At 52.5% G+C, this 24,654-nt stretch carries 24 protein-coding genes and 2 pseudogenes; 3 read left to right on the top strand and 23 right to left on the bottom strand.

From position 1 onward, the window contains the following. Positions 1-3: 3 nt before the first annotated feature. The 5 genes from lsrF to lsrA are packed head-to-tail and all read right to left on the bottom strand — an operon-like array spanning position 4 to position 5,529. Positions 4-879 carry a 3-hydroxy-5-phosphonooxypentane-2,4-dione thiolase gene (gene lsrF, locus ACLJQJ_RS21470; protein ID WP_000774146.1) on the bottom strand — a complete coding sequence of 292 codons (876 nt, stop codon included), beginning with the start codon at positions 877-879 and terminating at the stop codon, positions 4-6. A gap of 28 nt (positions 880-907) precedes the next feature. Continuing rightward, positions 908-1,930: an autoinducer 2 ABC transporter substrate-binding protein LsrB gene (lsrB, locus tag ACLJQJ_RS21465; protein WP_000090737.1), complete on the bottom strand. Its 1,023-nt coding sequence runs from the start codon at positions 1,928-1,930 to the stop codon at positions 908-910. Between the two features lie 28 nt (positions 1,931-1,958). After that, positions 1,959-2,960, bottom strand: a complete 1,002-nt coding sequence (gene lsrD / locus ACLJQJ_RS21460; protein WP_000981831.1) for an autoinducer 2 ABC transporter permease LsrD — start codon at positions 2,958-2,960, stop codon at positions 1,959-1,961. Beyond that, on the bottom strand, positions 2,957-4,000 hold the full coding sequence (gene lsrC, locus ACLJQJ_RS21455; protein ID WP_000911134.1) for an autoinducer 2 ABC transporter permease LsrC: 1,044 nt from the start codon (positions 3,998-4,000) through the stop codon (positions 2,957-2,959). Before lsrC ends, lsrD begins: the two co-directional genes overlap by 4 nt. Beyond that, on the bottom strand, positions 3,994-5,529 hold the full coding sequence (gene lsrA, locus ACLJQJ_RS21450; RefSeq protein ID WP_001167250.1) for an autoinducer 2 ABC transporter ATP-binding protein LsrA: 1,536 nt from the start codon (positions 5,527-5,529) through the stop codon (positions 3,994-3,996). Before lsrA ends, lsrC begins: the two co-directional genes overlap by 7 nt. Before the next feature lie 255 nt (positions 5,530-5,784). On the opposite strand from lsrA, the gene lsrR reads away from it, so the two are divergent. The 3 genes from lsrR (at position 5,785) to ACLJQJ_RS21435 (ending at position 8,788) form a co-directional block, all read left to right on the top strand. Then, positions 5,785-6,744, top strand: a complete 960-nt coding sequence (gene lsrR / locus ACLJQJ_RS21445) for a transcriptional regulator LsrR (protein WP_001283049.1) — start codon at positions 5,785-5,787, stop codon at positions 6,742-6,744. 87 nt (positions 6,745-6,831) lie between these two features. Next, positions 6,832-8,424: an autoinducer-2 kinase gene (gene lsrK / locus ACLJQJ_RS21440; protein WP_000113084.1), complete on the top strand. Its 1,593-nt coding sequence runs from the start codon at positions 6,832-6,834 to the stop codon at positions 8,422-8,424. Positions 8,425-8,437: 13 nt separating this feature from the next. Continuing rightward, on the top strand, positions 8,438-8,788 hold the full coding sequence (locus ACLJQJ_RS21435) for a cupin domain-containing protein (RefSeq protein WP_001173083.1): 351 nt from the start codon (positions 8,438-8,440) through the stop codon (positions 8,786-8,788). Between the two features lie 89 nt (positions 8,789-8,877). Here the strand turns inward: ACLJQJ_RS21435 and ACLJQJ_RS21430 are convergent. From ACLJQJ_RS21430 to ACLJQJ_RS21345, 18 genes and pseudogenes are all read right to left on the bottom strand, one after another. Continuing rightward, positions 8,878-9,018: pseudogene (locus ACLJQJ_RS21430) on the bottom strand (CDP-diacylglycerol diphosphatase); the annotation flags it as partial. A 51-nt stretch (positions 9,019-9,069) separates the two neighbouring features. Beyond that, positions 9,070-9,195 (bottom strand): annotated as a pseudogene (locus tag ACLJQJ_RS21425) (hypothetical protein); the annotation flags it as partial. Between the two features lie 97 nt (positions 9,196-9,292). Continuing rightward, positions 9,293-10,015, bottom strand: a complete 723-nt coding sequence (locus ACLJQJ_RS21420; protein WP_001533426.1) for a GntR family transcriptional regulator — start codon at positions 10,013-10,015, stop codon at positions 9,293-9,295. Positions 10,016-10,077: 62 nt separating this feature from the next. Further along, positions 10,078-11,118, bottom strand: a complete 1,041-nt coding sequence (locus ACLJQJ_RS21415) for an ADP-ribosylglycohydrolase family protein (protein ID WP_000557884.1) — start codon at positions 11,116-11,118, stop codon at positions 10,078-10,080. Between the two features lie 9 nt (positions 11,119-11,127). Next, the gene (locus ACLJQJ_RS21410; protein WP_063809152.1) at positions 11,128-12,087 is read right to left on the bottom strand and encodes an aminoimidazole riboside kinase; all 960 of its coding nucleotides are present in this window, start codon (positions 12,085-12,087) and stop codon (positions 11,128-11,130) included. A gap of 10 nt (positions 12,088-12,097) precedes the next feature. Beyond that, positions 12,098-13,432, bottom strand: a complete 1,335-nt coding sequence (locus ACLJQJ_RS21405) for an MFS transporter (protein ID WP_045900668.1) — start codon at positions 13,430-13,432, stop codon at positions 12,098-12,100. 262 nt (positions 13,433-13,694) lie between these two features. Next, complete coding sequence (locus ACLJQJ_RS21400) at positions 13,695-14,450, bottom strand: CDP-diacylglycerol diphosphatase (RefSeq protein WP_000750756.1); 756 nt, start codon at positions 14,448-14,450, stop codon at positions 13,695-13,697. A 100-nt stretch (positions 14,451-14,550) separates the two neighbouring features. Beyond that, entirely contained in the window at positions 14,551-15,540 is a 990-nt protein-coding gene (locus ACLJQJ_RS21395) for a sulfate ABC transporter substrate-binding protein (RefSeq protein WP_063809153.1), read from the bottom strand. A gap of 203 nt (positions 15,541-15,743) precedes the next feature. Then, a complete protein-coding gene (pfkA, locus tag ACLJQJ_RS21390; RefSeq protein WP_000591793.1) occupies positions 15,744-16,706 on the bottom strand; it encodes a 6-phosphofructokinase in 963 nt (320 codons plus the stop codon). A 184-nt stretch (positions 16,707-16,890) separates the two neighbouring features. Next, on the bottom strand, positions 16,891-17,793 hold the full coding sequence (gene fieF, locus ACLJQJ_RS21385; protein WP_001077321.1) for a CDF family cation-efflux transporter FieF: 903 nt from the start codon (positions 17,791-17,793) through the stop codon (positions 16,891-16,893). A 235-nt stretch (positions 17,794-18,028) separates the two neighbouring features. Continuing rightward, positions 18,029-18,247 carry a prophage transcriptional regulator OgrK gene (gene ogrK / locus ACLJQJ_RS21380; RefSeq protein ID WP_000468308.1) on the bottom strand — a complete coding sequence of 73 codons (219 nt, stop codon included), beginning with the start codon at positions 18,245-18,247 and terminating at the stop codon, positions 18,029-18,031. Between the two features lie 81 nt (positions 18,248-18,328). Beyond that, a complete protein-coding gene (locus ACLJQJ_RS21375; RefSeq protein ID WP_001749286.1) occupies positions 18,329-19,492 on the bottom strand; it encodes a phage late control D family protein in 1,164 nt (387 codons plus the stop codon). Then, the gene (locus ACLJQJ_RS21370; protein WP_000978897.1) at positions 19,492-19,971 is read right to left on the bottom strand and encodes a phage tail protein; all 480 of its coding nucleotides are present in this window, start codon (positions 19,969-19,971) and stop codon (positions 19,492-19,494) included. The genes ACLJQJ_RS21375 and ACLJQJ_RS21370 overlap by 1 nt, the downstream gene beginning before the upstream one ends. A 14-nt stretch (positions 19,972-19,985) precedes the next feature. Beyond that, entirely contained in the window at positions 19,986-22,433 is a 2,448-nt protein-coding gene (locus ACLJQJ_RS21365; RefSeq protein ID WP_001749285.1) for a phage tail tape measure protein, read from the bottom strand. Next, the gene (locus tag ACLJQJ_RS21360; RefSeq protein WP_000143830.1) at positions 22,426-22,581 is read right to left on the bottom strand and encodes a GpE family phage tail protein; all 156 of its coding nucleotides are present in this window, start codon (positions 22,579-22,581) and stop codon (positions 22,426-22,428) included. Before ACLJQJ_RS21360 ends, ACLJQJ_RS21365 begins: the two co-directional genes overlap by 8 nt. Continuing rightward, positions 22,578-22,853, bottom strand: a complete 276-nt coding sequence (locus ACLJQJ_RS21355; protein ID WP_001031303.1) for a phage tail assembly protein — start codon at positions 22,851-22,853, stop codon at positions 22,578-22,580. The genes ACLJQJ_RS21360 and ACLJQJ_RS21355 overlap by 4 nt, the downstream gene beginning before the upstream one ends. Before the next feature lie 55 nt (positions 22,854-22,908). Continuing rightward, positions 22,909-23,427 carry a phage major tail tube protein gene (locus ACLJQJ_RS21350; protein ID WP_001251408.1) on the bottom strand — a complete coding sequence of 173 codons (519 nt, stop codon included), beginning with the start codon at positions 23,425-23,427 and terminating at the stop codon, positions 22,909-22,911. Positions 23,428-23,439: 12 nt separating this feature from the next. Continuing rightward, on the bottom strand, positions 23,440-24,630 hold the full coding sequence (locus tag ACLJQJ_RS21345) for a phage tail sheath protein (protein WP_001286716.1): 1,191 nt from the start codon (positions 24,628-24,630) through the stop codon (positions 23,440-23,442). Positions 24,631-24,654 lie beyond the last annotated feature (24 nt).

Below are 24,654 nucleotides of genomic sequence, written 5' to 3'. Positions count from 1 at the left end.
CATTTAACCTTTCTCACTCAAAAACAGCTCATAAGCACGCTCTGCTGTTTCGTTATGATGAACGACAGCATGTACCGCTTTAATCATGGCTACCGGATCTTCTGACTGGAATATATTACGCCCCATATCTACGCCAGAAGCCCCCTGGTCAATCGCCTGATAGCACATTTCCAATGCTTCACGTTCAGGCAGTTTTTTACCGCCGGCGATGACAATCGGCACCGGACAACCTGCCGCAATACGCTCAAAACCTTTATCGACATAATACGTTTTGATAATTTGCGCCCCCATTTCCGCAGCGATACGCGTTGCCAGTGAAAAATAACGCTGGTCACGAGCCATATCTTTACCCACCCCGGTCACTGCCATTATTGGCATCCCGACGCGTAACCCGGCATCAATCAGTTGAATAATATTTTTAATCGACTGATGTTCATGCTCACTACCAATATAAACCTGTGCGGCAGCAGCACAGCTATTCAACCGCACAGCGTCATCCATCGCCACCGCAACCGCCTCATTGCTTAATTCAGTGAGAATAGAATTCGCCCCGGACGCACGTAAAACGACTGGTTTATTGATTGCCGGAGGTACCACACTGCGTAATATGCCGCGAGTACACATTAAGACATCAGCATATTCAAAGAGCGGCGCAATATTGATATCAATACGCTCAAGTCCGGTTGTCGGCCCCTGGAAATATCCATGGTCAAAGGCCAGCATGACCGTTTTTCTGGTCTTGGGATTAAAAATCCTCGCCAGTCTGGACTGCATTCCCCAATCCAGCGCGCCACAGCCTTTTAATGCGAACAAAGTGTTAGTTTGTGGTTTATCGGTGTGAAAATCTTTGCCATCTTTAATATCATCTAAATCAGCCATTCTTTACTCCGTCGATACATAACAGTTATCAGAAATCATATTTGTCGATATTGTCTTTGTTGAAAATGACACGCTCCGGCAATAACACAATGCCGTTACCTTTTGCCTCATAGTGATATCCCTGCTCACTATTAGGTGAAACGGTGACTTTGCCGATGCCGGGAATATCCAGTGAATCACCGACATTCATTGGCATATTTTTCAGCAACGCATTGGCGACATATACGGAAATTTTTCCCTGTTGGACGACATCCCACAGGCCAAACTCTTTAACAGTGCCGCGCTGAACATAAGGGCGCATTACATTCGGCGTACTAAAACCAACAATCGCGAGATTATTGCGTTTAAGGTTCTCCGCCGCCTGTGCCGCAGCAGGTAAAGCGTTAGCGTCAGGCGCGATGATGGCATCCAGATCGGGATACGCTTTGATGATACCTTCCGCCGTCTGGAGCGATTTCGTGGCATCGTTATAGCCAAACTGGGTAGTGACTATCTCCCACCCCGGATGTTCCTGGCTAATTTTGGCTTTAGCTTCTTTTACCCACTGGTTCTGGTCGGTCACCGTTGGGCTGGAATAGAAGAAAGCGACTTTCGCTTTCTCTTTGTCCACCTGATGAGCGGCCATCTCTACCAGCATGCTGCCGAGCTGTTTTGGCGTCCCTTGATTAATATAGTAAGAACGGCACTCCGGCTTGGTATCGGAATCCCAGGTTAATATTTTCACGCCTCTTTGCATTGCCCGCTTCAACGCCGGGCACAGGCCATCAGGCGAAACGGCAGAAACGATAATGGCGTCATACCCCTGATTGACAAAGTTATTCACCAGTTGAACCTGGCCTGAGACGCTGGGCTCTGTAGGGCCATCGTAAGTTACGTCAATGCCCAGCGCTTTTCCCGCTTCCTGCGCGCCATTGCCGCCGCTGGTAAAAAAGCCCACGCCAACCAGTTTGGGAATAAAAGCAATCCGCTCTGCCGCCTGCACGGTCATTGCCGCAGATGCCAGACCAAACGCAGTGAGTAAGGCGATCATTTTAATGCTGTGTCTTGCCATTTTTTTCTCCATAAATTTCAAAAGGAAATCATGCCTGATGCGCATTGCGACGGCGTGAGTACCATTCAAGGATTTGGTGACGATGCAAACTGACGGAACGACCAACGACAACAACAATGAGAAGCGCACCGGACAATGCGCTGGAAATTTGATTCGGCACTCCGGCCATCTGTAGCCCCTGCTGTAAAAATCCCACCAGCAGCGCCGCCAACGCGGACCCCATAATCGACCCGGAGCCGCCATAAATATTGGCGCCTCCCAGCACAACCGCCGTAATGGCCGGCATCAGGAAAGAGGCGCCCAGATCCGAACGTGCGGAGCCAAAGTAAGAAACCAGTAATACGGCGGCGATCGCGGAGGCGCATCCGGTCATGGCATACACGGTATACAACGTGCGATTCACCGGGATCGCGCTGTACTGCGCGACACGGGCGCTCTGGCCAATCAGGAAAACGTTGCGTCCCATATGCGTGCGATGCATGAGCAGCCAGAAAAACAGACAGCACACAAGAAAAAAAATAAGCGGCATGGGAATACCAAGAAATGAAATATTGGCAAAGTCAGTGAACGCTGTGGGAAATCCACCAATACCTTCATAACCCGTGGCGCCAGCCATACCAGATAACAATAATGCGCTACCACCAAATAAATACATGGTTCCCAGGGTAATCACCAACGGGTTTACGCCGGTATAAATAATAAGTCCGGCATTTATCAGCCCACATATTGCGCCGAGTAGTAGGGTAATAATAATCGCTAAAGGTAGCGGCATACCGAGCTGAAACAGCACACCCAGGGTAATCGCGCATAGCCCGATTGTAGAACCAAATGAAATATCCATGCCACCGCTGACAATAACCATTGTTAGCGGCAAAGCGACAATACCGATACAAATAAAATCGCTAGTGCTAAAAAGTAAGACATTAATATCTAATAAACGTGGATTAATCACACCGAAAGCCAGAATTTCAAAGATCAATAAGGCTGCCAGCGCAATTTCCCAGCTATAGCGTCGCCATGGATTCATCATGCCACCTCTTTGTTTTTATTCTGTTGTGCGTGCGTTTTTGCTTCCGTCTGTAGTGGAGTGGGTGGTGATATAAAACGGGCATATTTCTGGCGGCGCAGATTGCGTTGTAATGCGCAACGCAGCCGCCCATCGAATACCAGTACGCCCAACAATACCAGGCCAGCAATAAAATCGTTCCACCAGGCGGGGATACGCAGCAGCACTAACACACTATCGATTTGCGTAAGAAAATAAGCGCCGAGAATAGCGCCGATGACCGTGCCTGACCCGCCTAACAGGCTAATTCCCCCCAATACGCAGGCCGCGATGGCTTTCATTTCCAGCCCCGTGCCGGTTTGATTGGGAATGAAGCCAATCTGCGAGGCAAACACGATTCCAGCCAATGCCGCCATACCGCCATTAAGTGAAAATGCCATGATGCGTACCATCTCGGTACGGACACCCAATTGCCGGGCGCCCTGCAGGTTATCGCCGGTGGCGTAAAAATTGCGGCCAAAGGCGGTTTTCGCCAGGAGCCAGGCCATAAGCAGCGCTAACACCAGGGTAAACCAGCCGATTGCGGAAATTCCCAGAAACACCGGAGCAGAGAGTTGCTTTAAGCCTGCGGGTAATCCTTCAATCCATTTCCCCCCTGTCCATAGCAGCATGATCCCACGATACAAGCCCAGCGTTCCCAGCGTGGCGACAATGGCGGGTATCTTCAACCAGGCAACCAGTACGCCATTAAAAAATCCGGCGACAATTCCTAAGATTAGTGTGGCCAGGCAGGCGACCGGCAGGCTATAGCCGGCGTTTAACATCACTCCCAGCAATACCGCGCACATGCCTGTCGTCGAGCCCACCGATACATCAATATTGCGGGTGAGCATTACCATCGTCGCGCCAATCGCCAACAGCATCAAAATTTGCGCGCTACTGAAAACCATTGTCAGCGTTTGCACGCTCAAATACTGGCTATCCAGCGCGCCAGGAAACACGAATAAACAGACTATTGCCAGCAGTGCCGTCGCTTCCCGGTTATTTTGGATGAATTTCAACATGTTGCCTCCGACGCACCATGTTCGCCAAACGCAACGTGCATGATGGTATCAACGTTAATTTCCTCGCCGCATAACGCAGGCCCCCCCAGTTCCCCCTGGTGCATGACATATACGCGATCGGCCATCTGCTCTATCTCTTCCAGATCGGAGGAAATAAACAGCACCGCGACATTTTGTTGCGCGATACTGCGCAACAGCTGATAAATATCGCTGCGGGCGGAGACATCGACACCGCGGGTCGGTTCATCGACAATCAGTAATTGCGGAGAGGCTTCCAGGCATTTGGCAATCAATACTTTTTGCTGGTTACCGCCGGATAAAGTACGCGCCGCCTGTTCGGCATTATTGAGTTTGATATTTAACGCGCGGTGGTAACGTTCAAGGGTGGCGTTATCCCGCTGGGGCTTTATCCAAAATCCTTTTTGGTTGTGGGTCAGCGAACAGACATTCCATGCCAGGGAAGCGTCAAGATACAGCCCGGATGACTGCCGATCTTCCGGCAAATAGACCAGGCCGAGCTGCAACCGCTGTTGGGTTGTCAGGGCGTTAATTTCTTGACCATTGAACAGCATCCGCCCCGCATTGACCGGTCTAATACCGTACAGCGTTTCAGCCAGTTCTGTGCGTCCCGCGCCGACCAACCCGGCCAGACCAAGGATTTCGCCTGCCCGCACCTCAAGGTTGATATTCATAAAACCTTCGCCCGTCAGTGACTCCAGCGCTAATACCGTCGCGCCGCGTTCGTTCTGCGGGCGGCTGCCAGGCAATTCCAGCCACAACTTTTGATTCGCGGAAAGACTGACGCCCTGCGTTGCCGGGGTGATAGCTTGAATAATCTCGTCGGTAGAAAGGTCATGCGTTTTTCCGAATAATGCGATTTTACCGTCACGCATCACGCTAACGCAGTGAGCTAACTGTCTAATTTCTGGTAGCTTATGAGAAATAAATACAATTCCGACACCCTTTTTCAGCAACTCTTGCAGACGCGTAAATAACCGGTCAGTTTCGGCTGGCGTTAACGACGCCGTGGGCTCATCAAGAATTAAGATTCGCGAGTCGCGCATCAAGCCGCGCATAATTTCAACGATCTGGCGGTCTGCAACATCAAGCGTACCCGCAGCGCTCGCCGGATCGAGTTGGCATCCCATCGCCTTTAATAGCTGCTGCATTTTTTCCGTGGAGGCCTGACGTCCCTGCAAGCCAAACAAGATATTTTCCCGCACAGATAAACTCGGAAATAACAGAGGCTCCTGGGGAACCAGGTAAATGCCATACTGGTGCGCCTTCAGAGGCGTTAAATGACTGCAACGCACACCAGCAATATCGATAGTCCCTCCATCTGGCGGGACTATACCGGCAATAATCTTCATTAATGTTGATTTACCCGCACCATTGCCGCCAAGCAATGCGTGCACCTCTCCCGCATGCAGAGTAAAGTCAATTCCCTTTAGTACTTCGACGCCGGAATAACTTTTATAAATGTTCTGCACACAAATCAGAGGGGATGCAGTATTGTGACTGATTTGCATGTTGCCTCCGCTCCCTCAATGTTGACTGACGGGACTGAACAAATGTTTTTTGAAAAAGAAATTGTTCAAAACGGTAGTAGTTATTTGGTCAAAAAACTCTCATCCAGATCACGTTTTCTGAATAAATGAATTTTTAGATGATAAATGTTCAGATTTGACGCGTTTTTGTGGCGTTAATCACGGTTATTTCGGAGTGATAACTGAACAATTGTGTTAATGATTTAGAAATGTTCAAAGTAAAGCCAGGTTATGACAATGAGCGATAATACGTTGGTATCTGATTATGGAATGTGCGAAGAAGAGCAGGTGGCGCGTATTGCCTGGTTCTACTATCACGATGGATTGACGCAGAGTGAAATCAGCGAGCGTCTGGGGCTAACCCGGCTAAAGGTTTCTCGTCTGCTGGAGAAAGGGCATCAGTCCGGTATTATTCGCGTACAAATCAACTCCCGCTTCGAAGGGTGTCTTGAGTATGAAAATGCCTTGCGCAACCACTTCGCATTGCAGAATATCCGCGTGCTGCCGGCATTACCCGATGCCGATATTGGTCTGCGCTTAGGAATCGGCGCCGCCCATATGTTGATGGAGTCACTGCGGCCACAGCAACTGCTGGCCGTCGGCTTTGGCGAAGCCACGATGACCACATTAAAACGCCTCAGCGGATTTATCTCGGCGCAACAAATCCGACTGGTCACGTTATCCGGCGGCGTGGGGCCGTATATGACCGGAATAGGCCAGCTTGATGCCGCTTGTAGCGTAAGTATTATGCCCGCGCCGCTGCGCGCATCATCGCAGGAAATTGCCTGCACGCTGCGCAATGAAAATAGCGTGCGGGATGTGATGCTCACAGCGCAAGCTGCCGATGCCGCCATCGTGGGGATTGGGGCAATTAACCAGAAAGATCAAGCCAGTATCTTAAAATCCGGCTATATCACTCAGGGTGAACAACTCATGATTGGCCGCAAAGGCGCAGTAGGCGATATTCTGGGCTATTTTTTTGATGCTCATGGCGAAATTATTCCAGACATCAAAATCCATAACGAATTAATTGGCCTGAAGTTAAATTCACTTTCCACGATCCCAACCGTGATTGGCGTCGCCGGCGGCGAACAAAAAGCAGAAGCTATTATTGCCGCTATGCGCGGTAACTATATCAATGCGCTGGTTACCGATCAGAAAACCGCAGGGAAAATAATTCAACTTATTGAAAAATAAAAAAATAAAATAACACTTACCTCAATTCAATAAACAATAACTGACAGGATTTTATGTAACGATGTAAAAATAGCCGAGGATAAAAAAATGGCTCGACTCTGTACCCATACTGAATCAGGACATTACCTGATGGCTCTTGACGCCGGTACCGGTAGCGTCAGAGCAGTAATTTTTGATCTACAAGGAAAGCAAATAGCTGTCGGTCAAGCGGAATGGCAGCATCTGGCCGTGCCGGATGTGCCTGGTTCGATGGAGTTTGATCTTGCCAAAAACTGGCAACTGGCTTGCCAGTGTATCCGTCAGGCACTACAGAAAGCCGCCATTCCTGCAACGGCTATCGCTGCCGTATCGGCCTGCTCGATGCGTGAAGGCATTGTTATTTATGACAGTAACGGCGAACCAATTTGGGCCTGCGCTAATGTTGACGCCCGCGCGGCGCACGAAGTCAGTGAATTAAAAGAGCTGCACGATAACACCTTTGAGGAGGAAGTTTATCGTTGCTCCGGGCAAACGCTGGCGCTCAGCGCTATTCCGCGTCTGCTCTGGCTTGCCCACCATCGTCCGGATATTTATCATCGCGCGTCAACCGTCACTATGATCAGCGACTGGATGGCCTTTATGCTCAGCGGCGAACTGGCGGTCGATCCCTCCAACGCAGGCACGACGGGGTTATTGGATCTGGTGACCCGCAACTGGAAACGTAGTCTGTTACAGATGGCGGGCCTGCGTTCTGACATTCTCTCGCCGGTAAAAGAAACCGGGACGCTGCTCGGTCACATTTCACAGAAAGCGGCTGAACAGTGCGACCTGCAAGCGGGTACGCCGGTCATCGTTGGCGGCGGCGATGTGCAGTTAGGCTGTCTGGGGCTGGGCGTCGTACGCCCGGCGCAAACGGCCGTGCTGGGCGGAACCTTCTGGCAACAGGTGGTCAATCTTCCCGCGCCGGTCACCGACCCAAACATGAACGTTCGCATCAATCCTCATGTGATCCCCGGTATGGTACAAACCGAGTCTATTAGCTTTTTTACTGGGTTAACGATGCGTTGGTTCCGCGACGCCTTTTGCGCCGAGGAAAAACTAATCGCTGAAAGGTTAGGTATTGATGCGTATTCCCTGCTGGAAGATATGGCCAGCCGGGTTCCTCCCGGCGCGTACGGTGTGATGCCCATCTTCTCTGACGTTATGCGTTTTAAACGCTGGTACCATGCCGCGCCGTCGTTTATCAATCTGTCTATCGATCCTGAAAAGTGTAATAAAGCGACCCTATTTCGCGCGCTGGAAGAGAATGCCGCCATTGTTTCCGCCTGCAATTTACAGCAAATTGCCGCGTTTTCCGGCGTACAGGCCGACTCGCTGGTTTTTGCCGGCGGAGGATCTAAAGGCAAATTATGGAGCCAAATCCTTGCCGACGTTACGGGACTCACCGTTCACGTACCTGTCGTCAAAGAAGCTACCGCGCTAGGGTGCGCTATTGCCGCAGGCGTTGGCGTGGGTATCTGGCCATCGCTGGCGGAAACGGGAGAAAAGCTAGTGCGCTGGGATCGGGAGCATAAACCTAATCCTGAAAATTTCGCTGTCTATCAGCAGGCCAGAGAAAAATGGCAGGCCGTTTATCAGGATCAACGCGCGCTGGTCGATGGTGGCTTAACGACATCCCTCTGGAAAGCGCCAGGCCTGTAACAGGAGAATAAGCATGCAAAAAACGAATGAGAAGAATCATGAATACCGCTTTGGCGATAATGGCCCTAAATACTTAATCCGTGGGCCGGGCTGCGATATGGGCGTCGTTATACTACAACCAGGGCAGTCATTCCCTAACCATCGCCATAATACCGCTTGTGAGGTTTTTTATACCCTAAGCGGTGAAGTGTGCCTGTATCTGGAAGGAACACCTCATATCCTGCAAACTGGAGATGTTTTACAGTGCGAACCTGGGGAGGCGCATTACCTCATTAATAACGGCGATAAACCCTGGAAAGGCGTGTTTATTAAATCGCCGCATCTGGAAAATGACAGCCACCCCGCAGATCCACCGGCCTGGTAACGCCCGCGCCATCGCCAGATTTTGCCGGATAGCGCCACGAGAGCCTTGTCCGGCCTCCAAACGGTATTCGTTAATGCAATATCAAGCTGTCATTTGATGACCTGTTGGTTCAAGATATCACACTGATGATCCTGAATTTCCTCGGCAGAAGCGCGATTGAAGATCAGTAAATTACGCTCGGTCGCCAGCAGGACAAAAGAGCCATCGCTTTGGCGTACCACCGCCAGCGCGATACATCACAGCATCCCCGCCCGCGCAGGAGCTTTCCCTGGTCCCATCGCCACCACAGCAGCAAAAAACAGCAGTGCGGTCATAAACTCCGGCAGCAGCGAAGTCGCCCAGAGCAAAATGGTGATGCCAACGATGATAGAAGGAAGGAACAGAGGATGGGACAACCAGAGCGACATACCTGTCTCCTGACGATTTTTTCAGCAAGAATACGACGGACAGTCAGGCAGGTAAACGCCAGATATAGTGGGGTTATCGCAGGATTAAGCGGACAGATCAGTGATAATGAATTTCACCAAAGTATTCAGACAGCACGTAATAGCGACAATACTCAAAAGGGTTGTCTTGTCCGGCCTGAAACGTCTGTCTGGCAACGGATAGCAGCGGTTTATTCGCGGCAATTTGCAGTTTTTCACACAGGTCGGCGGAAGGTAAAATCGCCTCAACTTTTTCTATCGCCGAGTCGCTTGTGACGTTTAATAACGAATAGAGCGACGTATGCTCCAGCGCCTGCGGCGTCAGTTCCAGGCCGGGAAAGAAGCTGAGATCGAGATATATTTTCTCATGGTTAAATGGGCGGTTATTCAGGCAACGAATACGCGAAATATAGAGATAGTGATGCTGTGCGGGCAGGCTCAAGCCGTCTGCCTGAGCGTCGCGCGCGCGGCGCGGCGCGATTTCCAGAATACGGTTCTCAATCGCCACGCTGGCGTCCTGGAGATCGCGGGTAATACCGCGAAACGTGTGCCCGTAGCTCACGCCTTCCGGTACCGAGCACACCACCGAACCACTTCCGCGCTGCGACGAAATAATGCCCGCATTGATTAATTCGCTCCAGGCCTGTTTAACCACAATCAGCGAGACGTTGTAGGCTCTGGCAATCTCTTTTTGCGTCGGCAGCTGGCTGCCTAAAGGCAGGGATCCATTTTGGATCTGCTGACAGATGATAAAAAATAGTTGCTTATAAAGCGGAGTAAAGCTCGTTTTATCAACCTGCAAGCTGCGCACCTCACGTCTTCGCCAGCAGGGGACGTTTTACCGTCCCCGGCAGGGTGAAGTCGCTACCCTGCGATTTGCCTGGCCAGTTCTGCCAAATCGAAATGATTCATACGATCCAAAGTCGTTAAATAATCGGCGGGAAAAGCCTCCACGCCATGGAATGCGCCGGAAATCGCCCCGACCATGGTGGCGACAGTATCAGTATCATTGCCGATATTAACGCCGGAGATAATAGCATCTACGGCAGAATTCGGACAACACGCGAACAGGCCAAAGGCCGCCGGCACCGCTTCACTCACGTGCAGCCCGGAGCCAATAATATCAGCAAGTTCCACCACCGCCGTTTCCCAATGGCGATGACGTTTACCGATATCTACGGCCAGCTCAATGCGTCGGGCAACGGAAGGCCCGGCGACCATCATCGCCCCTTGCTCCTGCGCCAGCAGATAGCCCCTTTGCGCACCGTAAATACCGGCGGCAATAATGCTGTCTGCGTTGGTCTGCGCTCTTAACGCCTCGCTGGTTGCCGCCGCCATCGCCGCTGCGCCGGACATCGCCAGCACGTTATTATGGGTAAAGCGGCAAATCTGTAGCGCGCATTCAATCGCCGCGTCGATATCACCCGGATGCAGCACCGCCGCTGGCCAAATCTTCATGGCGGCACCGTTCGTTGCCTCCGCGTTACCCTTATTAATAATCTGTACCGACTGTTTTTCGCCTTCCAGCTCACCCTGTAAAGAGGCGCGGTTATCATTAAATATTGCCTTCATTGCCGCACGCGTCGTCGGACCGGTAAAGTTGGCGTAGTACGGGTAATCCAGCCACTGCTGAAAAGCCTCGCGCATCGCTTCGTCACTGACCTGACGCTGATGGCGCAGCAGCGCATCCATGATGTACTTCGCCTGAATAAAATCATCCGTGCACATCCCCGCTTCATTACAGCGGCCAAACGTGTCCGCAGGCGGTTTTTGAAAGGTCGTCACCCAGCCGCCAAAATAGTCTTTTATTTGCTGCTGGGTGCGTACTTCCGTCGCGGCTCCCATCGCGTCCGCGGCGGCGGCGCCCACCAGGCATCCCAGTATTTTGTTTTGATCAACGTGCATGATGACTCCTTATTTCACGGTCATGGCTTGTGCCAGCGAATGGCTGGAAAGAAAAGTGTTGAGTTGCTCAGGAAACGGCAGAGCGGTCATTGCGCCTTTTGCCGTTACCGCCATGGCGCCGCAGGCGTTGGCATTGCTGATGGCTTCCGCCAGCAGGGCATGATCCCAGCAATTTGCGCGGGAAAGGGTGAACAGCAGGCCGCCGACAAAAGCATCGCCTGCCCCGGTGGTATCGACGACATCGACGCGTGGTGCGGGAAAATGGAACTCCCCCTCGGCGGTAATCAACAGCGCGCCATCGGCCCCCAGCGAAATGATCGTGGTGTCACACCCAAGATCGCGCAGGTAATAACGCGCATCCTGCCAGTGACTGGCCCCGCTGAGCTGGCACAGCTCATCTGCCGAGACTTTGCAGATAGAAGCCAGTGCGGCGGACCGGGCGATCAGTTCAGGGATTTCATCAGTATTCCCCCACATTTTGCTGCGTAAGTTGACGTCGAATAACACGTAGCCACCGGCTTCTCGCATGCGTCTCGCCCCTTCCAGACATGCTTCGCGAGCGGGACTGTCGGTGAGGCCAATTGAGCTGAAGTAAAACCATTCGTACTGCCTGAACGGCGGCAAATCCTGCGGCGAAACGTAGGTATCAGCCCCCGGATGCACCAGATAGGTAAAGCTGCGTTCCCCGTCAGCCGTCAGGTTGACGAGCAGCACCGCGCTGGTCAGGTCCGCATCCAGCCTTAGAAACGTGACATCCACGCCGTTATCCTGAAAAACCTGGCGCAGGAAGCGGCCGGCGTCATCGTCACCAAGACAGCCAATAAAACCGCACTCTCCGCCCAGCCTGGCAACGCATACCCCCACGTTCGCCGACGCTCCGCCGGGGCATTTCAGATAGCTGTTCTGTTTTTCCGGCACCAGGTCAACGGAGGCATCGCCGATAACCCAAACCTTATTCATGGCCTTCATTTGCGCCTCCTTATGCCTGTTTCTGCGCCAGGGCAAGCTGAATATCACGATAATATTCGTTGTTAATCAGATACTTTTTCATAAGCAGCCCAACCGAAAGGTGAAACAGAGCCGGAATGAGCGTCATCATCAGCGCAATACCGGTGAGCGAACGCGCGCTCTGTTCAACATCGGCCTGATAGCCAAAGTGGCTCAGCAGGAATCCGAGTATCCCGCCCGCGATCCCCATCCCAAACTTCTGGAAGAAGAGGATGCCGCCAAACGCCAACCCGGAAACGCGCAGACCGGTTTTCTTTTCGCCGTAATCCACCGCTTCGGCGATAGAGGACCAGAACACCGGCATTTGCATATCGCAGAAGAAATTAATAAGAAAATAGAACGCAAACGCCAGGATAAGATTTTCACGCCCGACGGAGAAATACATCAGCGCGCTCAGGATAAAGGTAATAATCTGGGTGTAGCGGAACATCTTAATTTTGTCCCAGAACTTGGTTATCCAGGTGGTGGCGATCATCGCTAAAATAGAGGCAACGACACCGGTAGTCAGGAAGGGTGAAATCAGGCTATCTCCGCCGTTCAGATAATACTTGGCGTAATAAGCGGCAACGGAACCGCGAATAACATAACCGCACATCAGCAGCAGAATAACAACGCCGAGAATAATCCACTGATCGTTACGTAACAGATATTTAAACTGTTTCCCCACCGATAACGAGGTAATTTCCGGCTCGCTGCGTTCACGCGTGGTAAGAAAACAGAAGATAAACAGCAAGGCGCCCATCGCCCCCATCAGCCCCATCGAAAACTGGTAACCCAGCGCCTTGTTGCCCTGCCCCAGCCAGACGGCAAGCATCGGTACGACGATAGTCACCAGGAAAGCGGCAATCTTAGTCATCACAAAACGATAGCCGTTGGCGCTTAACCGTTCGACGGGGTCGCTGGTAATCACGCCAATCATCGAAATATAGGGAATGGTGATCGCGGTATAGACCAGGGTCATAAGAATATAGGTGCCATAGGCCCATGCCAGTTTGGCCATATAAGCCATATCAGGCGTAATAAACATCAAATACACGGCGAAACCAAAAGGAATGGCAAACCACAGCAGCCACGGGCGGTAACGTCCCCAGCGCGTGTTCAGTTTATCGGTCAGAACCCCCATGGCCGGATCGATAATGGCATCAATCATCCGCACAACCACAAACAGTACGCCAACATCAGCGGCGCTCAGGCCGTAGATATCGGTATAGAAATAGGCGAGGAGCAGCTGCATGGCGATAATCACAACGTTTATCGCCATATCTCCCGCGCCGAAGCCGATTTTTTCCACGATAGAAAGTTTCATGTTGATATTCCTTTACGCTTAACAGCGCAAATCTGGTGAACAATTAATGATGTCACTACATGAAATAAAAACGTTTTTATATAAGCCATCCACCAGACAATCTATGGAGGCTATGAAGAGAGTGTAACTAACCATCAAAAGATATAAAGATATACCTTTATATCTTTTGATCGGTTTCACATATTTTTATAGACACGATCTTACCCCAGTTTTAAACCGGGATAAGAATCAATAAGATAATGAGCAGGGGGTGTAACGAAAATCAGCGGGAAGACAAAATGGCGCAACTATGATCCTGAATCTCTTCCGCCGATGCGCGATTGAAGGTCAGTAAATTACGCTCGGTCGCCAGCAGGACAAAAGAGCCATCGCTTTGGCGTACCACCGCCAGCGCATAGCGTCCCATATGATCGCGCGCTTCCGGCACCTCTTCCGCCAGCATCATAAACGGACTACGCTGCGCCAGTTCGCTCTCGGTTACCCGGCGCGCCAGGTATTCATGCCCCATCAGGTCGCCCGGTAGCGGAAGCCAGCGAGTGCTGATACGCGTGAGATCGTTATCCAGTTGTTCCCGAACGTCAGGACGGATGCAAGAAATATGGATATGCAAATGGTCCTGTGAACGACCAAGCCGCGAATTAATCGCCAGCGAGACCGCGCTATCCGGAATATCATGCCCGTATTTTTTACTCATATAGCCGCGAGCCTGCCAGGCCAGCCAGAAAAAGTTGGGCGTAGCGGGTTCCAGCAATAGCGGGCTTTCTGTACCGTTGATACGGTAGGTGGGCATCAATAAATATTGCAACGGACCGTGACGATCTTTAAAGACGACATAGCCGGCGCGAGGTTTGACTTCCGCGCAAGGCGCTGGGTTTTGATGCTGTAACTGATCGGGCAGGCATTGTTCAAGCACGATTTCCCGTAATGCATCAGGGTTGCCGGAAAATTTCCAGTAACCGACGCCCGCCGCGGCGACAATCACTATCACCGCCAGTAAAAAGTAGCCTGTTTTTTTCATGATATGCGTTCCCTGTGACCCATAGACGGGGAAGAGTAACGCAAAATTGTGGCAAAGAAAAAACCCGGTAACATAATACGTTACCGGGTTTATAAACGGTTTAGCGTTTGCTGATTTGGTCGAACGTACCGCCATTAGCGAAGTGATATTTTTGCGCCTTCGCCCAGCCGCCAAACACCTCGTCAATGGTGAACAGCTTCAGCTTCGGAAACGCATCGTCGTATTTTTTCGCCACGTCAGCATCGCGCGGACGGTAGAAGTTTTTCGCTGCTATCTCCTGCCCTTCCGGCGAGTAGAGATACTTCAGATACGCTTCCGCCACCGCATTCGTCCCTTTCTTCTCAACGACTTTATCCACCACGGAAACGGTCGGCTCTGCGAGAATAGATTCACTCGGGGTCACTATCTCGAATTTATCTTTACCCAGTTCGTTCGTCGCCAGTAGCGCTTCGTTTTCCCAGGCAATCAGCACATCACCGATACCGCGTTCAACGAAAGTATTGGTTGAGCCGCGCGCGCCGGAGTCCAGCACTTCAACGTTTTTAAACAGGGCTTTGACAAAGTCCTGCGCTTTGGCCTGATCGTTATTGTTGTGGTGCAGGGCGTAGCCCCATGCCGCCAGATAGTTCCAGCGGGCGCCGCCGGAGCTTTTCGGGTTTGGCGTAATAACGGACACGCCCGGTTTAATCAGATCGTTCCAGTCATGAATTTGTTTTGGATTACCTTTGCGGACCAGGAAAACGATGGTGGAGGTGTAAGGTGCTGAGTTATCCGGCAGACGCTTGATCCAGTTTTTATCGATACGACCACGTTCCGCAATAGCGTCCACATCGTAAGCCAGCGCCAGCGTCACGACATCGGCTTCAATGCCGTTAATGACGGAAGTCGCCTGTTTACCCGAACCGCCGTGCGATTGACGGATCACGACGTTGTCGCCGGTTTCCTGCTTCCAGTGCGCGCTAAACGCTTTGTTGTACTGCTCGTACAGCTCACGCGTTGGATCGTATGATACGTTAAGTAACTGAATATCCTTTGCCAGAATGCTGGTTGACGCCAGCAATAATGTGAACCCCACGCCCCACTTTTTCATCGCCCGACTCGCTTATGTTGTGTTGTGATGAGCAAAGCGTGCCAGAAAGCGATCCAAACATTAAAGAATAAAAAAAGATTGGCTATAACTTCGAGGAATAAATCTGAGGGATTGCCGGATGGCGGCTAGCGCCTAATCCGGCCTACACGTTTCTGCAACCTGTAGGCCTGATAAGCGTAGCGCCATCAGGCGCGCAAAAACAATCAGTACAGTTTTTTCGCGCACTCCATCCAGTCGCTTTTGAACGGACGCTTCATGTTTTCAATCGCATCGATGATGTCATGATGAACAAGCTGCTCGTTCTGGATACCGACACAACGACCGCCATGGCCTTCCAGCAGCAGGTCAATAGCATACGCGCCCATACGGGAAGCCAGAATGCGATCGTAAGGTACCGGGGAACCACCGCGCTGAATGTGGCCGAGCACCGTCGCACGCGTTTCACGGCCCGTTTCTTTTTCAATAAAGTGCGCCAGCTCGTCAACATCGCACATATGTTCGGTGATAGCGACGATAGCGTGTTTTTTCCCTTTCGCGATCCCGGCTTTGATTTCCGCCACCAGATCTTCGCGATTAAATTCAACTTCCGGCACCACGATAAACTCACAGCCGCCAGCGATAGCCGCCGCCAACGTCAGGTCGCCGCAATAACGGCCCATCACCTCAACGATAGAGATACGCTGGTGAGAAGAGGAGGTGTCACGCAGACGGTCAATCGCTTCCACTACAGTGCCGAGAGCAGTGAAATAGCCGATAGTGTAGTCGGTGCCTTTGATGTCGTTATCGATAGTGCCTGGCAGACCGATGCACGGGAAGCCCATTTCAGTCAGACGTTTTGCACCCATATAAGAACCGTCGCCGCCAATAACTACCAGCGCATCGATACCGCGTTTTTTCAGGTTTTCGATCGCGACAGCGCGAATATTTTCGTCACGGAATTCCGGGAAACGGGCAGAACCGAGGAAAGTACCGCCACGGTTGATCATGTCAGATACGCTGTAACGGTCAAGCTGCACCATACGATCTTCATACAGGCCCAGATAGCCGTCATAAATGCCCATGACTTCCAGCCCTTCCGTCAACGCTGCGCGCACAACACCGCGGATTGCCGCGTTCATGCCCGGCGCATCACCGCCGCTTGTCAACACACCGATTTTCTTAATCATGACTACCTCTGAACTTTGGAATGCAAAATGAAATCTATTGCCGGAAGCCGATTTCGCACTTCGAAACGATCCAACGAATATACAGATAGTATAACAATCCCTTCCTGCTGAATTGATTCAGGTCAGGCCAAATGGCGGTAATTTATACACAAAATGCTGGCCTGGCTCACTTTTTAACAATCAATTATACAAGCTCGAACTTCCTGCCTTCCCTGGGGACGACTGAACAGGGATCCTGATGAATAATGACATCTGAACCCGGAAAACGCCGCAAAATCGCCTGCTCTACCTGGTCAGCCACAAAATGCGCCTGAACGAGCGGCAGATTATCTTCCATTTCCAAATGAATCTGAATAAAGCGAGTCGGCCCTGACTGCCGCGTGCGGAGATCGTGCGCGCCGCTGACTCCCGGCCATGACGTCACGATATCAATAATTTCCTGTCGTTCCGCATCGGGCAGCGCGCGATCCAATAATGACTGCACCGCCTCATACCCCATACGTAACGCGCTATACAAAATATAGATGCCGATACCTAACGCAAACAGGGCATCCGCACGATGCCAACCGTACCAGGATAACCCAAGCGCGATAAGAATCGCTCCGTTCATCATAACATCAGACTGATAATGAAGCATATCCGCCCGTACCGCCTGACTTTGGGTCTTGCGTACCACCCAGCGCTGAAACGTGACCAGTATAATAGTGCATATCAGAGCGATGACGGTAACGCCAATCCCCACGCCGGGGTCGTTCATTGGCGTCGGCTTAATCAGATTCTGGATACTGGTCAAAAACAGAAACAACGCCGAACCGGAAATAAACATACTTTGCGCCAGCGCCGCCAGCGACTCCGCTTTACCGTGCCCAAACGTGTGTTCATCATCTGCGGGTTGCAGCGAATAACGCACGACCAACAAATTCGTCAATGACGCGGCAATATCCACCAGCGAGTCCACCAACGCCGCCAGAATACTCACCGATCCCGTATACCACCACGCAAAAATTTTGATCAAAAGTAACGCTGATGCCATCGCCGTTGCCGCGATAGCCGCCCGGCTAACCAGCCGTCCATAGGTTTGATTCATAAATACTCCCGCTATCTTCTGCCGGTAGTATAACGGATGGTTTAAAACAGTAAGCTAATAACAGAATGACAAACTGGAGATAAAAAAACCCCCACATCATGTGGGGGAAGACAGGGATGGTGTCACAAAAAAGCACCTAACCTGATGATATAAATGGATTTATGTCAACCACTGTCCACATAGCGTCCACATCGACCATAAATAAAGCCCCTCAACTGAGGGGCTATTTTTGTGATCACATCCACATAATTTGCTGCCCTGACGGCAACGGGTGCGGCCTTACGGCGTGGACTTCTCCCGGCTTCACGATGTATCTCTGTACCGACTCATACGTGATGAACGTGGCGCTGCAATTCACGTTCTGGCACTGGTGATAACGCTCTTTTGTCGTGTCAGTGATATAGCGGCTTGTACGCGCATGTGCGGCATGCTGGCATAAAGGACAATGAAACATCGCGAGCACCTCTTCCGGTTTTGTTGATGGTGCTATTTTAGTTAATTTATCCTTATAAAACAAACAGATAAATAAACCACATCACTCATCATCTTCTGTTTCGTACTCCACATCAGAAAGCCTGACCTCAAGCTCCAAGGACGTCGTGAAGCCGCTATTATTCAGAAAATGTGTCACCTTAGTGATTGTCCAGTCCTGCTCGTCTATGACGCGCTTAAAGCCTGACACCTTAACCGGTGTTTCCGTGTAAATATCTGCCCGACCGGTAGCCAGGCTGATGGAGAACTCCGCAACGCCCCGTTGCAGTTTATCCCACTTCGCCTGAGCAGCGCGCATGGCCTGCGCTTTCGTGGCATATACCGTGGTCAGGGCAAAAACATTGTCAGCCTCACCGGCCATGTATTCACCTTCGCGCGCTTCCGGCGCTTTTGGCGCTTTCTTCTGCGTGACTGGTTTCGCTTTCGGGTGCTCCAGTGCGCGCAGGTGTTTTTCTTTCTTTTTGCGTTTCAGTTTTACCTTCTGCTTTTGCGGCTTCGGGTCTTTGGTGTGAAGCCACTTTGCCGTTACGCCGGTATAGGCTCCACGGTCAGCAATCGCAAAATGATGGCGGTCGCCGTCGCTGCGGGTTATGGTGACCTGCGGGATTTTTTTACCGCTGGCCGTCACTCCCTGCCCCGCTTTGAGAAACAACAGTTTTCCCATTTTTACCGACACCTCACCGCCGTTGCGTTCTGCAAGACGGGTCAGGAATTTCGCATCAGACTCCTGCGACTGGTCGATGTGTGGAATTTTTATTCCGGCCAGTGACGGAGCGACACTGGCTTCCAGCCTGTTACGGGTGGCTATCGCCTTAACAATCGCACCGAGCGTGGTGTCATGCCAGGAGCCTTCCCGGCGGGAATTGAGCGTCCCGCGAAAATCTGCACTCCGGGCGCGGATGGTGACTACATCCGGTGCGCCCCGATGTTCAACCTCATCAACGGTAAATTTCCCTTTGCATACCAGGGCAAAACCTTTCCAGCCGATATACACCGTCAGGACAGCGCCACGAACCGGCAGCCCGACCTGCCCGTCGGCATCGTTCAGTTCAATATCAAGCTGGTCAGCCTCAAAGCCCCGGTTATCCGTCAGGGTCATGCTCATCAGACGGTCGCTGATATTGCCGGTAATATCCCTGCTGTCGAGCATCAGCATGTAATCCGGCGTCAGCGTACTGCCTGCATCAAATGTCAGCGCATCCAGCATTATCCCGCCCCCGTCATACCTGTGAATCTGGTCGCCATACTGCCGGCCTTACCGATGAGCGATTCCGCCTGTTTACCGATATCGCCATAAAGCGCGGCCAGTGATTCATCAACGCGGGTGAGTGACAGCGTAAAATCAATTTTCCGGGGTGTGCCGTCTGCAAAGAAAATACTCCCTGTTTCACTCACCCTGCTGATGACATACATGCCGTAAATCATGCCGGTGCCATCCAGCAACGGCCACGCCCGCCCCTCCTCTGCCATCAGCCTGAGCGTGGTCATCGTCAGCTTGCCGCCGGTCAGTTCGGGATAAAGCACACCGGCCAGCGTGATGTTTTCCTCACCCACACCGAGAAACTGAAAAGCGTCCCGTTTACCGATACGGGAATTTGACGGCCAGCGATAATCTGATTCACGCTGCATGGTCTGGTGTGGCAGCGTCTGGCGCATAAAAACAAACATACCTAACGCGAGCATCATTTTTCGTCACCTCCTTAACCGTCATGCATCATGCTGGCACGGGCGCGCGCACGTTTATCCCGCTCGTATTTTTCGAGCGCATCCTGTAACTGGCGGTCAAGCTGTGTCCCCGGTGCAGTACCACCCGTCAGGCTGATGTGATATTCGTTTTTACTCTGGTCCACATAAGAGCGGCCAGCCGGTGCCGTGACCGGCTGATAAGCCTGATAGCCTGCATAAGAGCTGGTCGCCGGAATATAACCACCGGTGCCATACGTGGCGGCATGAGTTCTGGCGGCGGTCTGGTCAAGTGTGTCTGACTCTTTGTTGATGACACCGAGTTTTTCCAGTACCCAGTCAATACCACTGCGCAGTTTGTTGAACGCATTAAGCGGCAGCATCAACGCGTCAGCCAATGCCTGCCCGAACATGACGCCCGTGTCACGGCAACGGTTCAGGGTGTCCTGTGTGGCTTTAACCGGGGCAATCAGGTTTTTAAACCACTGCCACGCGGCCTGTAACTTTTCGCCCAGCCAGTCAAACACCGGCTTAAGTGGCGTGAACAGTTCCCCCACCGGCGCAAATGCCGCTTTCAGCCCTTCCACCACACCGCCAAAGAATGCGCTGACAGGCTCCCAGTATTTACGGATAAGCAACGCCCCGGCGACAATTGCGGCCACCACGGCCACAACCGGCCAGCTAATCGCCCCGATGGCCGTCATAACAGCACTGCCAACCGTCGTGAAGATTGCCCCCATTGCGCCTGCTGCCGCGATGATGGCATTAATGCCGGTGATAACCGGCCAGGCTACGAGGCCAATGGCACCGATGACACCAGTCAGTGCCAGTGCACCACCGACAATGATGCCGATGGTTGACGCCAGTGATTTGTTTTTCTGGATCCAACCGTCGAGTTTTAACACATACTTTGTGGCCGTCTGCGTGAGCTTACGCAGTGCGCCTTCCTGCTGGTCAAACAGGTCAGTCCCCACCGCCTCATAAGCGGACTGAAACTCCTTAAAGTCACCGCCGAGATTGTCCTGCATGATATTTACCAGCTCTGCGGTCTTCCCGTCTGAGGCTTTAAACGCAGCGGTCAGTTTGTCCAGCTTTCCGGTTGAGGCGGCAGTCATCAGCACGGCGGCGGCTGAGCTGGCCTCCTCCCCGAAAATAGTTTTCATGTATTCAGCCTGCTGGGCAGTACCGAGCCGGTTTTTCTCAAAACTGGCCTGCATTTCTTTCAGAATGGTAAATATTGGCCGGGTGTTTCCCTTGCTGTCTGAGGTTTTCACTCCAAGCTCTTTGAGTGCATCCCATGCTTTTCCCGTCGGTGCCTGCAGGCGGCTTAACACGGCACGGCTTCCCGTCCCCGCCATTGAGCCTGTGATTTTTGCATCATGCAGCGCCCCGACCATTGCGGCGGTTTCTTCAATGCTGACACCGGCATTTTTTGCCACAGGTGCGGCATAGGTCAGCGCATCGCTCATGCCGTCAAAATCGGCGGCGGTTTTGTTCATCGTCATGGAGAGAACATCCCCGATATGAGCGACCTTATCGTTTGAAAGCTGAAAGGCGGATTTCATCCCCATCAGCAGGGCGGCGTTTTCTTCCATCGTGCGGCGGTTCGCCAGCGCCATATTCAGCGTGACCGGCGTTGCCGCCTGAATGGCATCAACATCCCCACCCGCTTTCGCGATGATTATCTGTGCACCGGCCGCATCATCCGCTGAGGCGGCGGTATTGTCGCCGAGCTGGCGCGCCTGTTTGCGTAGTGCTGCCATTTCGGCGGAATCTTTTGCCACTCCGAGCACGGCCTGCAATTCTGAGTTTTTCTGCGCAAACTCATAACCGGGCATCAGCAACTTAACTCCGGCCATCGTTCCCGCCGCCGCAATCCCCACACCGGCAGCGCCCACTGAGGCCATATTTCCGGCCAGTTCCTTTCCGGCCTGATAACGCTGTTTTACTGCGTTAAGTTTTGCCTGTTGCGCACTGACACGCGCCAGCGCGTCACGCTGACGGTTAAGCTGTGCGGTGGTTTCACTGATACGGTTTTTCAGTCCCTGCTCATCATGTGCAAGATTGCGGGTATTAATTCCCACAACGGCCAGTTCCCGCTGCTGGCGTTTAACGGAATCCGTCAGGCGGTTATATTTCGCCTGTAAGTCCTCCGCCGCACGCTTTGCGGATTCCAGCACTTTCGCCTGAGCACGGGTCGGACGTTCGGTGTTTTTAAACTGTGTGGCAAGGGCTTCGGCCTCCTGCCGTGCCTTTTCAAGTGCATGACCAGTCACGGCGAGCTGTGCACTGGTCTTGCGAAATCCCTCAATACGGGATGCGTGACCGTTCAGCTCGCGCAGTGATTTTTGTGTTTCCCGGATATCCCCCGACAGCGATTTGCTCGCTGTGCGGATGGATTTAAACGGGCGGGATGCCTGGTCAACAGCCCTGAGCAATACCTGTAATTTTACATTGTTACTCATTCGTGTTTCCGCTTCGCCGGAGCGCCTTTTCGCGCCATGTGATGAGTTCGGTCAGGCTCATGGGATACAGTTCTGATGGCGGCCAGTGAAATATCACAGCCACATCCGCCATCAGGTCATCGACCGAGAGATTTTTCGGAAACGTCACTGCACCGAGTTCGGCGACAAAAAACCGACCACCTTACCGGCCAGAGCCACAAGGTCAGGCAGTTCCAGCGCGGCGACTTCCTGCTCGGTCAGCATCGGTGCCGTCATGCGCGGCAGCACCTTAATCAGTGCATCGACTTCGGAGTTCGCGACCGCAGCCAGACTGACACCGCGCAGCGTCCCGGCATTGGGTTTCATCAGCGTGACCTGTTCGATAACCTGCTCACCACGTTTGACCGGATTGTCCAGGGTAATGACATTTTCTTTGTTCATGGTTTTCTCACTTCTGAATCGGGGTTACCGGTCAGCCTGGCTGACCGGATGAAAATCACAGGCCGATATTGCGGCGGTGTTGCTCCAGCCGGTCGACGCCGTTCACCTTCTCAATCATGTTGATGGTGTCAATTTCGACCAGCTCCTTACCGTCCATCGTCAGCCGGAAATAGGTGCAGACCACGGAGATTTTCGACTCGGTGTCTTCTCCCTGTTTACCCTCGCCGGTGTCGATTTCTTTCTGACGTCCACGCATGACCACTTCAACGGCCACCGTTTCGCCGGTATCGTCACGCTGGTAAGAGCCTGCAAAACGAATCGGCACGGCATCCACACCAGTTGCAGCGTAAAGTTCCCAGATAACCGAATCCGGGAAACCACCGAGCGACCACTCCATTGACAGCGCATCGTCATCAAGGCCGAGGTCTACCGGTGCGCTGCCGTTCATCCCCGCACCGCGATAGTTTTCGAGCTTACGGGTCAGTTTTGGCAGCGTGACGGACTTTGCGACGCCCTGATAGCTGTAGCCGTTCAGAAAGACGTTCATTAACTTGAGTTTGCGCGGCATTGCCATCGGTCAGGCTCCTTAATTGCTGTTAACCGAGGTGACCAGATTTGCCAGATATTTATCGGTAATACGCTGGCGCAGGGTCAGGTTTTCGAGAGGAGGCACCGGGGTATAGTCGTAGTCGATATACAGTTTTCCGGCCTTGAGGGTTTCCGCATCGTTGGATTCTTCGCTGAACCAGCAGGTCGCATCCACGATATAGCCGTTTGTTTTCAGCTCACGGAATTTGGCATTGATGCCGTCAACGATGTCGCGAATCAGCGTTGCGGTGATGGGCTTGTCCACCGCCCACATGTGCGCCTCAGCCATCGTGTCGGCCAGCACCTGCGCGGTGCGGGTGTAGTTTTCAAAGAGGAACAGCGGGTCATCGGAGCAGGTACGGTTACCCCAGAAGCGGAAACCGTCGCGGCGAATCAGCGTTGTGACGCCTGACTCGTTAAGCAGGTCAGCATCGGTGCCGGACTCCTGCAAATCCCAGAATACAGATGCGCTGATGCCGGTAACACCGTTCACCCCGACATTGGACAGCGTTTTATGCCAGCCCTGCTCCTGGTCGATTTTAGCGCGCAGACCCAGCGCACGGGCGGTGGCATACGCGGTGGCGGTGGTACTGGTGACCGTATCCCATGCGAGGAAATCCGGCCAGATGACCATCAGCTCACGCTGGCTGAAATTCTGACGGTAGGCTTTCACCTCGGAAATAGTTTTACAGCCCCATGCGCTGATATACCCGAAAGCGCGCAGCTTCTGACAGACTGATGCCAGTGCAACAGCCACCTCTTTGGTATCCAGTCCCGGCACGCCGAGAATGCGAGGTTTAACACCGGTTACCGACTCCGCCGCCAGCAGGGCTTTCAGTCCGGTGTACTGACCATTTTCGTCGGTGGTGCCGATGATATTGGAAACGGTCTGCGCGAGCTTCGTTTCTTCGTCATCGCCGGTGCCGTCTTCCACGCGCACGACAACGGTGACCGGTTTTGACTGGTCAGCGATGGCCTGCAACGATGCCGCCAGCGTGCCTTTTTTACCGGCCTTTGCAATTGCACTCTGCACATTGGTAATCAGCACCGGTTTATTGAGGGGGAAGGTTTCCGCATCCGCATCGCTGGCCGTGCAGACCATGCCGACAATGGCGGTGGATACGGTGGAAATGACGCGGGTGCCGTCGTTAATCTCCAGCACCTGCACGCCGTGATGATAGTCACTCATCCGTTTAACTCCGTGGTTAATGGG

Source organism: Salmonella sp. SAL04202, assembly GCF_046550775.1.
In the GTDB taxonomy this organism is placed as follows: domain Bacteria; phylum Pseudomonadota; class Gammaproteobacteria; order Enterobacterales; family Enterobacteriaceae; genus Salmonella; species Salmonella enterica.
The sequence above is the reverse complement of the archived record's forward strand: the minus strand, read 5'-3'. Positions and strand labels throughout refer to the sequence as shown.

Bases quoted from the DNA above. Each gene is read 5' to 3' on its own strand.
- lsrF (WP_000774146.1), bottom strand. From the start codon at position 879: ATGGCTGATTTAGATGATATTAAAGATGGCAAAGATTTTCACACCGAT.
- lsrB (WP_000090737.1), bottom strand. From the start codon at position 1,930: ATGGCAAGACACAGCATTAAAATGATCGCCTTACTCACTGCGTTTGGT.
- lsrD (WP_000981831.1), bottom strand. From the start codon at position 2,960: ATGATGAATCCATGGCGACGCTATAGCTGGGAAATTGCGCTGGCAGCC.
- lsrC (WP_000911134.1), bottom strand. From the start codon at position 4,000: ATGTTGAAATTCATCCAAAATAACCGGGAAGCGACGGCACTGCTGGCA.
- lsrA (WP_001167250.1), bottom strand. From the start codon at position 5,529: ATGCAAATCAGTCACAATACTGCATCCCCTCTGATTTGTGTGCAGAAC.
- lsrR (WP_001283049.1), top strand. From the start codon at position 5,785: ATGAGCGATAATACGTTGGTATCTGATTATGGAATGTGCGAAGAAGAG.
- lsrK (WP_000113084.1), top strand. From the start codon at position 6,832: ATGGCTCGACTCTGTACCCATACTGAATCAGGACATTACCTGATGGCT.
- ACLJQJ_RS21435 (WP_001173083.1), top strand. From the start codon at position 8,438: ATGCAAAAAACGAATGAGAAGAATCATGAATACCGCTTTGGCGATAAT.
- ACLJQJ_RS21415 (WP_000557884.1), bottom strand. From the start codon at position 11,118: ATGCACGTTGATCAAAACAAAATACTGGGATGCCTGGTGGGCGCCGCC.
- ACLJQJ_RS21410 (WP_063809152.1), bottom strand. From the start codon at position 12,087: ATGAAGGCCATGAATAAGGTTTGGGTTATCGGCGATGCCTCCGTTGAC.
- ACLJQJ_RS21405 (WP_045900668.1), bottom strand. From the start codon at position 13,432: ATGAAACTTTCTATCGTGGAAAAAATCGGCTTCGGCGCGGGAGATATG.
- ACLJQJ_RS21400 (WP_000750756.1), bottom strand. From the start codon at position 14,450: ATGAAAAAAACAGGCTACTTTTTACTGGCGGTGATAGTGATTGTCGCC.
- ACLJQJ_RS21395 (WP_063809153.1), bottom strand. From the start codon at position 15,540: ATGAAAAAGTGGGGCGTGGGGTTCACATTATTGCTGGCGTCAACCAGC.
- pfkA (WP_000591793.1), bottom strand. From the start codon at position 16,706: ATGATTAAGAAAATCGGTGTGTTGACAAGCGGCGGTGATGCGCCGGGC.
- fieF (WP_001077321.1), bottom strand. From the start codon at position 17,793: ATGAATCAAACCTATGGACGGCTGGTTAGCCGGGCGGCTATCGCGGCA.
- ogrK (WP_000468308.1), bottom strand. From the start codon at position 18,247: ATGTTTCATTGTCCTTTATGCCAGCATGCCGCACATGCGCGTACAAGC.
- ACLJQJ_RS21375 (WP_001749286.1), bottom strand. From the start codon at position 19,492: ATGCTGGATGCGCTGACATTTGATGCAGGCAGTACGCTGACGCCGGAT.
- ACLJQJ_RS21370 (WP_000978897.1), bottom strand. From the start codon at position 19,971: ATGATGCTCGCGTTAGGTATGTTTGTTTTTATGCGCCAGACGCTGCCA.
- ACLJQJ_RS21365 (WP_001749285.1), bottom strand. From the start codon at position 22,433: ATGAGTAACAATGTAAAATTACAGGTATTGCTCAGGGCTGTTGACCAG.
- ACLJQJ_RS21355 (WP_001031303.1), bottom strand. From the start codon at position 22,853: ATGAACAAAGAAAATGTCATTACCCTGGACAATCCGGTCAAACGTGGT.
- ACLJQJ_RS21350 (WP_001251408.1), bottom strand. From the start codon at position 23,427: ATGGCAATGCCGCGCAAACTCAAGTTAATGAACGTCTTTCTGAACGGC.
- ACLJQJ_RS21345 (WP_001286716.1), bottom strand. From the start codon at position 24,630: ATGAGTGACTATCATCACGGCGTGCAGGTGCTGGAGATTAACGACGGC.